The organism is Sphingobium olei, assembly GCF_042678845.1.
GTDB lineage: Bacteria > Pseudomonadota > Alphaproteobacteria > Sphingomonadales > Sphingomonadaceae > Sphingobium > Sphingobium olei.
In genome coordinates this window covers 166,511-177,635 of sequence record NZ_JBHTLS010000131.1, presented here as the reverse complement: position 1 = coordinate 177,635, position 11,125 = coordinate 166,511, and the positions used below count along the sequence as shown (strand labels likewise).

Genomic DNA, 11,125 nt, shown 5'->3' with positions numbered 1-11,125 from the left:
TTTCGGGAAATATGACTCAAGCCGCGCCATCTGCTCGTCCGTCAGCCAATACAGGTCGCTCATGCTCAGTCTCCTTACGGAGCATGAATCAGATCACGCCTCTCACATCAATGGGTCCTGACCCTAGCGTTCGCTGGCCCGGTGGGTGCTTCGCGGACGAATATCACTGGCGCGACGGTGTCGGGCCACGTGCCAAGCGCGCGGTGACCGTGAACGGCAGCTGGGGCAACGCGCTCGAGAAGAATGACTTCGGCACCGACGAATTTTTCGACTTCATCGACCAGATCGGGTCCGAAGCCTGTATTTCCGTCAACATGGGGTCGGGCAGCGTGAAGGAAGCCGCCGACTGGCTCGGCTATATGACCGCTGACCCCGGAACGACGGCAGGGGCGGAACGCGCCGCCAACGGACATCCCAAGCCTTACCGGGTCAAGTTTCTGGGCATCGGCAACGAAAGCTGGAGCTGCGGTGGCGCTTACACCCCCGACTATTATGTCGATGAGATGAAGCGCTATGCCCGCTTCACCCGCAATCTCAATCTCGAACAGCAGGGCACCGACAATCCCGCAGGCGGTTCGGTCAAGGGGTCCGATCCCATGCAGCGGATCGCCGTCGGCCCCGGCGGACTGGACACGGCCTATACCGAGGCGGTGATGAAGGCGTGGAAGAGCCACGACTGGAGCTGGAGCATCGAAGGGCTTTCGATGCACAATTATACCTGGATCAGCTGGCCGCCGCCCTTTTCCAGCATCGACTTTGGCGAGCGGGAATATGCCAAGCTCATCAAGGACACGCTGAAGATGGAGGATATGATTCGGGTCCATTCGGCCGTCATGGACAAATATGATCCCGACAAGAAAGTGCCGCTCGTCATCGACGAATGGGGCGTATGGCTCGCCAAGCTGCCCGGCAGCAAGGATGGCTTCCTGCATCAGCAAAATTCGATCCGCGACGCGATCATCGCATCGATCAACCTCAACATGTTCACGCGCCATGCCGATCGGGTGCGCATGACGGCGATCGCGCAGATGGTGAACGTGCTTCAGGCGATGATCCTGACCGACGGTCCGAAGATGGTGCTGACGCCCACCTACCACCTCTTCAAAATGTATGTGCCGTTTCAGAATGCAACGCGGCTGCCGATCAGTTTCCAGGCCGGCACATATACGTTCGGCGACGTCAGCATGCCACGCATCGACGGAATCGCGGCGCGCGGCACGGACGGGAAGCTGTGGATCGCGCTGACCAACGTCGATCCGAACAAGACGGCGGACATCGATGCGGCGGTAACGGGCATGCGCGCGCGCAAGGCGTCCGGTTCCGTGCTGACCGCGTCGCGTGTCGATGCGATCAACAGCTACGACAAGCCCGATACCGTCGTACCGCAACCGATTTCCGCCAAGGTGAACGGCGGCCGGCTGCAAGTGACGTTGCCGCCCAAGTCCGTGACGGTATTGAGCGTAACGGAGTAACTTCGCCGTCATGGCTGTTTCTTAAAGGGGCGCACCTTCGCGCCTTTGCGGTCGCCTCTGCCCTCTGCTAGAGGGCCGGCCATGCTCAACCTGAATGCCATCACCGTGCGCTTGGGTGGCCGCACCATCCTCGACCGCGCGACCGCCTCGCTCCCGCCGCGCAGCCGCGTCGGCCTTATCGGCCGCAACGGCGCGGGCAAATCCACGCTGATGAAGGTGATGATCGGGCAGCTCGACCCGGACGAAGGCAGTTGCGACATGCCGCGCGACACGCGCCTGGGCTATATCGCGCAGGAAGCGCCTTCGGGCAGCGCGACGCCGTTCGACACCGTCCTTGCCGCCGACAAGGAGCGCGCGGCGCTGATGGCGGAGAGCGAGACGACCGAAGATCCCGACCGGCTCGGCCATATCTATGAGCGGCTGACCGCGATCGACGCCTACACCGCCCCGGCGCGCGCCGCCCGCATCCTTGTCGGCCTCGGCTTCGACGAGGAGATGCAGGGTCGCCCGCTCGACAGCTATTCGGGCGGCTGGAAGATGCGCGTGGCGCTCGCCGCCTTGCTCTTTTCCAACCCCGACCTGCTGCTGCTCGACGAACCGTCGAACCACCTCGACCTCGAAGCGACGCTGTGGCTGGAGAATTTCCTGAAAGCCTATCGCGGCACCGTGGTGGTCATCAGCCATGAGCGCGACCTGCTCAACAATGTGGTCGACTACATCCTCCACCTCGAAGGCGGGAAGGTGACGCTCTATCCCGGCGGCTATGACGCGTTCGAGCGGCAGCGGGCCGAGCGGCTGGCGCAACAGGAGGCGGCGCGGGCAAAGCAGCAGGCCGAGCGCGAGAAGTTGCAGGACTATGTCGCCCGCAACTCCGCCCGCGCTTCGACCGCCAAGCAGGCGCAGTCGCGCGCCAAGGCGCTGGCGAAGATGCAGCCCATCGCCGCCGCCATCGAAGACCCGACGCTGCATTTCGGCTTCCCCAGCCCGCCGGAACTGCGGCCCCCGCTCATCACCATGGACATGGCGGCGGTGGGGTATGACGAAACCCCGATCCTGCGCCGCATCAACCTGCGCATCGACCCGGACGACCGGCTGGCGCTGCTGGGGCGCAACGGCAACGGCAAGACGACGCTCGCCCGCCTGATCGCCGCGCAGCTGAAGCCCATGGAAGGGCAGATGAACAGCTCGGCCAAGATGAATGTCGGCTATTTCACCCAATATCAGGTGGAGGAACTGGACGTCACCGACACGCCGCTGGAGCATATGACTCGCGTCATGAAGGGCGCGACGCCCGGCGCGGTACGGGCGCAACTGGGACGTTTCGGCTTTTCCGGCGAGCGGGCGACGCAGAAGGTCGGCAGCATGTCGGGCGGCGAGCGGGCGCGGCTGGCGCTGGCGCTCATCACCCGCGACGCGCCGCATCTGCTGATCCTCGACGAGCCGACCAACCACCTTGATGTCGACAGCCGCGAAGCGCTGGTGCAGGCGCTGAACGACTATAGCGGCGCGGTGGTGATCGTGTCGCACGACCGCCATATGATCGAACTGGTCGCCGACCGGCTGGTGCTGGTGGATAATGGCACGGCGCAGCCCTTCGACGGCAGCCTGGACGACTACACTGACATCATCCTGCGCAAGGCGGACGGCAATGCGGCGGGGGGCGATGCCCCGAAGGTCGATCGCAAGGCCGAAAAGCGCAACGCCGCACAATGGCGGGAGCGGCAGAAGGCGGCGAAGAATGCGCTGGGCAAGGCGGAGAAGGAAATGGCCGCGCTCACCGCCGAGCGCAGCCGCATCGACCAGGCGCTGTTCGATCCCAAGGCGGCGACCGGCGCGGAGGCGAAGATGACGACGAGCCAGCTCATGGTGAAGCGCGCCGAGATCGAGAAGAAGCTGGAAGCCGCCGAAGAAGCGTGGATGGAGGCGACCGCCGCGCTGGAAGAGGTCTGACCGCTTCTTACAGTGTCAGCCGCCAGTCCCAGCGCAGCGGGTCGCCATCCATCACTTCGACCCCGCGCGCGATGAGCGCGTCGCGGATCTCGTCCGACAAAGCGAAATCCTTTTCGGTGCGGGCGGCGGTGCGGCGTTGCAGTTCGGCCTCGATCTCCTCCGGGGTGATCTGCGCGTCCCTGGGCGTCAGGCGCAGGTCGGCGCGGGTGAGCGTCAGCAGGTTGAGGCCGAGCGCCTGATCGAAGGCAGCGATCAGGCAGAGCTTCTCGTCCACCGGCACTTTCTTCATGGCGACGGCCTCTTCCAGCAAGGGAAGAGCGCGTGGCGTCATGAGGTCGTCGCTGATGGCGGCGTCGAATTGTTCCAGCAGCGGCGCGAGTTTCGGGTGCAGGTTGGCGCGCAGATAATCAAGGCGAGGCGATTGCCATGTCACGCCCTCGGCGCGGGCCTTCAGACCCTCGACCGCCATGACGAGGCGCTTCAATCGCGTCAGCGCGGCCGCTAGATTGTCCGCGCTGAATTCCAGTTCGCTGCGATAATGGGCACCGAGGCACAGCAGGCGGTAGGCCAGCGGATGCACGCCCGCGTCGATCAGGGTGAAGAGCGTGGTGAAGCCGCCCTTCGACTTCGACATCTTGCCCTGCCGATCCACAAGGAAGTTGTTATGCATCCACCAGCGCGCGCCGGTGAAGCCCGCCTCCGCAGCGCCGATCTCCGTCCCGCAGCAGGCGTGGAACGCCTGGTTCTGGGCGATCTCGTTGGGGTGATGGATTTCGCGATGGTCGATGCCGCCGGTGTGGATGTCGAACGGCTGGCCGAGGCGGGCCTGGCTCATGACCGAGCATTCGAGGTGCCAGCCCGGCGCGCCGCGCCCCCACGGGCTGTCCCATTCCATCTGCCGCTGCTCGCCCGGCGGAGACTTGCGCCAGATGGCGAAGTCGCTGGGGTTGCGCTTGCCCGCTACCGGGTCGATCCGGGCGTGGGCCGCATCGTCGCGCCCGCCCGCCAGCGCGCCATAATCGGGCACGGTCGAACTGTCGAAATAGAGGCCGCTGTCCAGCTCATAGCAGTGCGTCGGCGCAATTTTTTCCGCAAATTCGATCATCTGCGGCACATAGTCGGTAGCGACCGTCCATTCGCTGGGCGACAGGATGTTGAGGTCCGCGATATTCTGCTTGAACGCCTGCGTATAATGCGCCGCGATGTCCCAGATGCTCTTCGCGCTCGCCCGCGCCGCCGCCTCCATCTTGTCGTCGCCCGCGTCGGCGTCGCTCGTCAGATGGCCGACATCGGTGATGTTGATGATGTGGGTGACGGCGAGGCCTTTCCACAGCAGAGTCCGGCGCAGCGTGTCGGTGAAGACATAGGCGCGCAGATTGCCGATGTGGGCGTAGTTGTAGACGGTCGGGCCGCAGCTATAGACGCGCGCATGATTGTCCTCGATCGGCGCGAAGGCCTCGGTCGTGCGGGTGAGGCTGTTGAACAGGCGCAGCGGAGCGGGGATATGTTGGTCATCGGACATGATGGGAAAAGCCATGTCGCGAGACGGGGCAGGGGTCAATCCTTGGTGGCGCGCGAGTGGCTTTGTAATAAAATGTTGCCAGCGCGGCGATCCCTTGCGCCCATGCGTTCCCCACCCCAGATTGCGTATGCGGGCCGGGCCCCTCTGGCGACAGGACATGCCCCCTTTGATCCTGTCGCGATGTCGGACCGCATCGAGTGCGCTCGGTGCAGGTTGTGTGACGCTCAAGCCCCCTCTCCAGCGTCGCAGGAGACCGCACCGGGCCACTCGAACCAACTTTTGGATGGAGTGAGCAGAAGTGAATAATCCCGTACGCATGCCGGGCTATGGCGCCAGCCGGTCGGTGGATACCGATGCCGGGCTGCGCGCGCATATGCTGGGCATCTTCCGCAATATGGGCATCGGGCTGGTCATCACCGGCCTCGTCGCCTTCGCCATCGCCAACACGCCCGCGCTCGCGGCGGCCATCTTCGGCACGCCGCTCAAATGGGTCGCGATCTTCGCGCCGCTGGCGTTCGTCTTCTTCTTCAGCTTTCGCATCGACCGGATGACGACGGCTGGCGCCCGCATGGCCTTCTGGGCCTTCTCGGCGGTGATGGGCGTGTCGATGGCCAGCATCTTCCTGGTCTTCACGCAGGCCAGCATCGCGCAGGCCTTCTTCTCGGCCGCGGTCATGTTCCTGGCCATGGCGCTGTGGGGCTATACGACGAAGCGCGACCTTACCAAGGTCGGCAGCTTCCTCATCATGGGCCTGATCGGCATCCTGGTCGCCAGCCTCATCAACATCTTCATCGGCTCTTCCGCCCTGCAGATGGTTGTGTCGATCCTAGCCGTGGTGATCTTCACAGGCCTGACGGCCTGGGACGTCCAGCGCATCAAGTCGGATTATTTCCACTATGCCGGACAGGAAGTGGCGGAAAAGATGCAGGTGATGGGCGCGCTGTCGCTGTACCTGAACTTCGTCAACCTCTTCCAGGCGCTGCTCAGCCTGACCGGCGAGCGCGAGTGATGCGCGATCCCGCCGCCGTTTCGGCCATGCTCTGCCCGGTCTGTCATGTCGGCCTTGCCATGACGGACCGGCAGGGGGTGGAGATCGACTATTGTCCCCAATGTCGTGGCGTATGGCTCGACCGGGGCGAGCTGGACAAGATCATCGAGCGGTCGGCCGGGGGGATCGCCTCCGCGCCGCAGGGTGGGGTGGCGAGCTATCGCCCGGACCGGGGGCATTACGACCATGGCGTCAGCTTCCAGAGGAAGCGGAAGAAGAGCTTTCTGGAAGAGTTGTTCGATTGATGGGGGCCGGTCCGGTGAGAGCCGGCCTTCGCATCAATGCGCCGCGCCCCAGCTTGGGCCGGTGCCGATTTCCACGCCGAGGGGGACGCTGAGTTTCACGATCGGTTCGGCGGCGCTTTCCATGACGCGGCGGATGACCGTGCTGGCGGCTTCGACATCCCCTTCCGGCAGCTCGAAGACCAGTTCGTCGTGAACCTGAAGCAGCATCTTCACGTTGGGCAGTCCCGCCGCCTCCAGCGCCGGTTCCATCCGCGCCATGGCGCGCTTGATGATGTCGGCGCTGGTGCCCTGGATCGGGGCGTTGATTGCGGCGCGCTCGGCGCCCTGCCGCTCGTGCTGGATCGGGGCGGAGATGCGCGGGAACCATGTCTTTCGTCCGAACAGGGTTTCGGTGTAGCCGAGCCGGCGCGCCTTCTCGATCGTCTCGTTGATATAGACGCTGATGCCGGGGAAGCGCTCATAATAGCGGCTGATCATGTCCTGCGCCTCGTCCGCGCTGATCTCTAGCCGGCCGGCGAGGCCCCAGCGCGAAATGCCGTAGAGGATCGCGAAGTTGATCGTCTTCGCCCGCCCGCGCGTATCCCGGTTGACCTCCCCAAACAATTGCTCGGCGGTGGCGGCGTGGATGTCCTCTCCGGCCGCGAAGGCGTCGCGCAGCGCGGGCACGTCGGCCATGTGGGCGGCGAGGCGCAGTTCGATCTGGCTATAGTCCGCCGCGAGGATGACATTGCCCGGTTCGGCGACGAAGGCGTGACGGATCTGGCGGCCGACTTCGGTGCGGATCGGGATATTCTGAAGGTTGGGATCGGTCGAGGAGAGGCGGCCGGTCTGCGCGCCGGTCAGCGAATAGCTGGTGTGGACGCGGCCGGTATCCTTATTGATCTGCGCCTGAAGCGCATCGGTGTAGGTGGATTTGAGCTTGGATAGCTGCCGCCATTCCAGCACCTTGGCAGCGATGGGCGCGCCCTGTGCCTTCAACTGTTCGAGGATGGTGACATCTGTGGAGTAGGCCCCGGACTTGCCCTTCTTGCCGCCCTTGTATCCCATCTTGTCGAACAGGATCGCGCCCAGTTGCTGCGTGGAGCCGATGGCGAAGGGTTGCCCCGCAATTTCATGGATTTCTGCTTCCAGCGCGGCGATGCCGGCGGTGAATTCGGCCGACAGGCGGGAGAGCGCCTCGCGGTCCACCTTGATCCCGGCATATTCCATGCCCGCGATCACGCCGACGAGCGGCCGGTCGACCAGTTCATAGACGCGGCTCGCGCCTTCATTGGCGACGCGGGCCTTGAAGCGCTTCCACAGGCGCAGGGTGACGTCCGCATCCTCGGCGGCATATTCGGTCGCGCGGTCGAGGGGGACTTCGCCGAAGGTTATCTGGTTCTTGCCGGAGCCGACCACATCCTTGAAGCTGATGCAGGTGTGATTGAGGTGTACCCGCGCCGCCTCGTCCATGCCGTGGCCGGCGAGAGACTGGCCTGCGTCGAGATCGAAGCTCATGACGATGGTGTCGTCAAAGGGCGCGACCTCTATGCCATGGCGGCGCAGGACGGTAAGGTCATATTTGAGATTCTGGCCGACCTTGAGAACGGCGTCGTCCTCCAGCAGCGGCTTGAGTTTTGCAAGGACAAGCGCCTTGTCGAGTTGCTGAGGGCGCTCGGCGAACATGTCGGTGCTGCCATGGCCGACGGGGATGTAGCAGGCTGCGTTCGGGCCGGTGGCGAGGCTGATGCCGACCAGGCCGCAGGACACGCAGTCGAGCATGTCGGTTTCAGTATCGATCGCGACCAGGCCCTCCGCCTGCGCCGCCGCGATCCAGCGGTCGAGCGCCTCTTCCGTGACCACGGTTTCATAGAGGCTGCGATCGATCGCTGGTTCGTCGGCAAAAGCGGGCGGGGGCGGGGCGGCTTCGTCGGTCATTGCCGCAGCGGTGGCCGCGACTGCCACCGCAGCCGCCGGTGCGCCGAGCCGCCCCAGCAGCGTCTTGAAGCCATGATGCTCAAGGAACGCCTGCAACGGTTCCTTGGGGATGCCCTTGAGCGTCAGCTCCTCCAGCGGTTCGGGCAGGTCCATCGTTTCGTGCAGCGCGACGAGCCGGCGCGACAGGCGCGCCATGTCGGCGTGCGCGATCAGGTTTTCCTGCATCTTCGATTTCTTCATCAGCGGCGCGGCATCCAGCGCCGCTTCCAGCCCGCCATATTCGGTGATGAGCTTCGCCGCCGTCTTGGGTCCGATGCCGGGGATGCCGGGCACATTGTCCACGCTGTCGCCCATCAGAGCCAGAACGTCGCCCAGCAGTTCCGGTCCGACGCCGAACTTGCCGATGACATAGTCGGCGCCGCGCCGCTCATTCTTCATCGTGTCGTACATGTCGACGCCGGGCTGGATCAGCTGCATCAAGTCCTTGTCGGAGCTGACGATGGTGACGTGCCAGCCCTGCGCCACCGCCGCCTTCGTATAGCTGGCGATGATGTCGTCCGCTTCATAGCCCGCCTCCTCGATGCAGGGGAGGGAGAAGGCGCGGGTGGCGTCGCGGATCATCGGGAACTGGGGGACGAGGTCTTCCGGCGGCGGCGGACGGTGTGCCTTATACTGGTCGTACATGTCGTTGCGGAAGGTGTGCGACCCCTTGTCCAGCACCACCGCCATATGGGTCGGCCCTTCCGCGCGGCCCAACTCCTCCGCCAGCTTCCAGAGCATCGTCGTATAGCCATAGACCGCGCCGACGGGCTGGCCGTGCCGGTTGGTGAGCGGCGGCAACTGGTGATAGGCGCGGAAGATGTAGCCCGAGCCGTCGACGAGGTAGAGATGATTCTGGGTCATGGCGAGGGAGATAGCCGCTAACCGTCGCCCCCTCCAGTGCTGCCGCCTTCTGAAGGGAACAAGGATGGTGCAGAATTATTTCTGCCTTGTTGCTATATTCGGGTGAGAGGGGCGTCATGAATTTCCGGTGGATGCTTGCCGCAGCCGCGCTGGCCGCCTGTCCCGTGCTCGCACATGCGCAGGATGCGCGGGACTTGTGCACGGATCGGCAGGGCCTTGGCACGCCGCCCTGTACCGTGGAGCCGGGGCGCGTCGTGGCGGAGCTGGGCCTCGCTGATTGGACCCACGACAAGGATGCGCTGAGCCGCACCGATACGGTGGAGGCCGGCGACCTTCTCCTCCGCTTTGGCCTGACCGAGAGCCTGGAGGCGCAGATCGGCTGGACCGCCTATGGTCATGAGCGGGTGCGGGATCGTGTCACCGGCCTTGTCGATCGGAGCGCGGGGGTGGGCGATGTGCGGATCGGCCTGCTCCGGAATCTGCGCAACCCGGATGGATCGGGCTTCTCCATCGCCGTCCTGCCCTACGCCACCTTGCCGACCGGCGGTTCCGCGATCGGCGCGGGAGACTGGGGCGCGGGACTCCTCCTTCCCGTCAGCTACGAGCTGACCAAGGGCGTCGCTCTGCAACTGACGCCCGAGGTCGATGCCGCCGTGGATGAAGATGGCGACGGTCGCCATCTCGCCTATGGCAGCGTTATGGGCCTTGGCCTCGACATCAGCGATGCGGTTTCGGCGAGCATCGAGACGTCGTTGGTGGGCGACCGTGACCCATCAGATCACAGCACGCAGGCGCTGGCCGGATTGTCGCTGGCATGGCAGCCGGGCGACGATCTGCAATTCGACGCCGGCGTCAACCTGGGCCTCAACGCGGACTCGCCCGACCGGGAGCTTTATGTCGGCGTCACGCGCCGCTTCTGACCCCGTAGATCAGCGCTTTTCATGGTTGGCGGCGATGGCCCGCGACACTGCCTGCATCAGTTCCATACGCTCGGGGATGGGGCGAGTGGTGGAACCGATCATGACTGCCACCGCATAGCTGGTGCCGTCAGGCGCGGTCATGATGCCGATGTCGTTATAGCCGGTCGAGCGCGGCGGCAGGTCCTGCCCGGTGCCGGTCTTGTGGAGATAGGACCAGCCGGGAGGGACGCCGCCCTTGATGCGCCGGGGTCCGGTCTTGGCTTCCGACATGATCGACATGAGCAGCCGCGAGGAGGCGGGCGAGAGCATCTGGTTCTGCTTCAGCTTGGCGAGCGCGTGGACGATGGATGAGGGGGCGGCGCCATCCGGCGGATTGGCCAGATAATTGTCGAGCGCCCGGACCCGGACCCCCATCGGCAGCCGGGCGCGGGCGGCGTAGAAATTGCGGCCGACGGAATAATCCTGACGCCAGTCGAGTCCCGCCGTCGCCGATTGCAGCAAGCGTTCGCCGGGACCGAAGCGGATGTCGCGGATCATCTTGCGCGCGAGATAGCTACGCACCGCTTCCGGCCCGCCCACGGCGCGCAGCAGCGTGTCGTTGGCGGTATTGTCGCTCTGCGTCATGGCGCGGCGCATCAGGTCGGAATAGCTGGTCGTCCACATCCCGTCCTTCAGCATCATGGCGCTGGGCTGATGGAACAGGGTCAGGTCGTTCTTCGTGATCGTCGCCGTGTCGGTGATGCGCAGCTTGCCGCGATCCACCGCGTCGAGGAAGGTCATGGAGACCCACAGCTTCGAGACGCTTTGCTGCGGAAAGAGGGCATTGCCGTTCCACGCCACCGTCCAGTCCGCACCGATGCGGCGGACCGCGATCCCGACCTTCCCGCTGAAGCTCTGGCCAAGATTGCGCACTACCTCGACAAGCGCGGGGGGCGGCGCTTCCCTCTGGTCGATGTCGCGATAGGGTTCGGGCGGATTGGCGACGGGGCGGATCGGCCACGTATTGGTCGTAGGCTGCGGCTTTTTCTGAGGCACCGCCGCTGCCGCCTGCGCGCCCGGCCGTTCCGGCGCGCTGACGCAGGCGGACAAGGCTGCGATCAACAGGGCGAGGCGCACTGTGTCGCCCCGATTGCCATTCGATGTCATTG

The 11,125-nt window shown here is 64.9% G+C and carries 8 protein-coding genes; 5 read left to right on the top strand and 3 right to left on the bottom strand.

The features are described from left to right. Positions 1-83: 83 nt before the first annotated feature. Together ACFQ24_RS15875 and ACFQ24_RS15870 are read left to right on the top strand one after the other, a co-directional pair. Complete coding sequence (locus tag ACFQ24_RS15875; RefSeq protein ID WP_380912933.1) at positions 84-1,472, top strand: alpha-N-arabinofuranosidase; 1,389 nt, start codon at positions 84-86, stop codon at positions 1,470-1,472. 81 nt (positions 1,473-1,553) lie between these two features. After that, on the top strand, positions 1,554-3,422 hold the full coding sequence (locus tag ACFQ24_RS15870) for an ABC-F family ATP-binding cassette domain-containing protein (RefSeq protein ID WP_380912931.1): 1,869 nt from the start codon (positions 1,554-1,556) through the stop codon (positions 3,420-3,422). Positions 3,423-3,429: 7 nt separating this feature from the next. Here ACFQ24_RS15870 and cysS read toward each other — a convergent pair whose 3' ends face one another. Next, positions 3,430-4,944, bottom strand: coding sequence for a cysteine--tRNA ligase (cysS, locus tag ACFQ24_RS15865; RefSeq protein WP_380912929.1), 1,515 nt, complete (start codon positions 4,942-4,944; stop codon positions 3,430-3,432). 316 nt (positions 4,945-5,260) lie between these two features. Between cysS and ACFQ24_RS15860 the strand changes: the two genes are divergently transcribed. Together ACFQ24_RS15860 and ACFQ24_RS15855 are read left to right on the top strand one after the other, a co-directional pair. Further along, positions 5,261-5,953 carry a Bax inhibitor-1/YccA family protein gene (locus ACFQ24_RS15860; RefSeq protein WP_380912948.1) on the top strand — a complete coding sequence of 231 codons (693 nt, stop codon included), beginning with the start codon at positions 5,261-5,263 and terminating at the stop codon, positions 5,951-5,953. After that, entirely contained in the window at positions 5,953-6,237 is a 285-nt protein-coding gene (locus ACFQ24_RS15855) for a TFIIB-type zinc ribbon-containing protein (RefSeq protein ID WP_380912946.1), read from the top strand. The genes ACFQ24_RS15860 and ACFQ24_RS15855 overlap by 1 nt, the downstream gene beginning before the upstream one ends. A gap of 33 nt (positions 6,238-6,270) precedes the next feature. On the opposite strand, the gene polA is transcribed toward ACFQ24_RS15855, so the two are convergent. After that, positions 6,271-9,057 carry a DNA polymerase I gene (gene polA, locus ACFQ24_RS15850; RefSeq protein WP_380912927.1) on the bottom strand — a complete coding sequence of 929 codons (2,787 nt, stop codon included), beginning with the start codon at positions 9,055-9,057 and terminating at the stop codon, positions 6,271-6,273. Positions 9,058-9,173: 116 nt separating this feature from the next. On the opposite strand from polA, the gene ACFQ24_RS15845 reads away from it, so the two are divergent. Continuing rightward, the gene (locus ACFQ24_RS15845) at positions 9,174-9,977 is read left to right on the top strand and encodes a transporter (protein WP_380912925.1); all 804 of its coding nucleotides are present in this window, start codon (positions 9,174-9,176) and stop codon (positions 9,975-9,977) included. Positions 9,978-9,986: 9 nt separating this feature from the next. Here ACFQ24_RS15845 and ACFQ24_RS15840 read toward each other — a convergent pair whose 3' ends face one another. Further along, a complete protein-coding gene (locus tag ACFQ24_RS15840) occupies positions 9,987-11,123 on the bottom strand; it encodes a serine hydrolase (RefSeq protein ID WP_380912923.1) in 1,137 nt (378 codons plus the stop codon). Between the last annotated feature and the right edge of the window lie 2 nt (positions 11,124-11,125).

What these genes read in the sequence shown, in the direction of transcription:
- ACFQ24_RS15875 (WP_380912933.1), top strand. Translation starts at nt 84, where the DNA reads ATGAATCAGATCACGCCTCTCACATCAATGGGTCCTGACCCTAGCGTT.
- ACFQ24_RS15870 (WP_380912931.1), top strand. Translation starts at nt 1,554, where the DNA reads ATGCTCAACCTGAATGCCATCACCGTGCGCTTGGGTGGCCGCACCATC.
- cysS (WP_380912929.1), bottom strand. Translation starts at nt 4,944, where the DNA reads ATGTCCGATGACCAACATATCCCCGCTCCGCTGCGCCTGTTCAACAGC.
- ACFQ24_RS15860 (WP_380912948.1), top strand. Translation starts at nt 5,261, where the DNA reads ATGCCGGGCTATGGCGCCAGCCGGTCGGTGGATACCGATGCCGGGCTG.
- ACFQ24_RS15855 (WP_380912946.1), top strand. Translation starts at nt 5,953, where the DNA reads ATGCGCGATCCCGCCGCCGTTTCGGCCATGCTCTGCCCGGTCTGTCAT.
- polA (WP_380912927.1), bottom strand. Translation starts at nt 9,057, where the DNA reads ATGACCCAGAATCATCTCTACCTCGTCGACGGCTCGGGCTACATCTTC.
- ACFQ24_RS15845 (WP_380912925.1), top strand. Translation starts at nt 9,174, where the DNA reads ATGAATTTCCGGTGGATGCTTGCCGCAGCCGCGCTGGCCGCCTGTCCC.
- ACFQ24_RS15840 (WP_380912923.1), bottom strand. Translation starts at nt 11,123, where the DNA reads ATGACATCGAATGGCAATCGGGGCGACACAGTGCGCCTCGCCCTGTTG.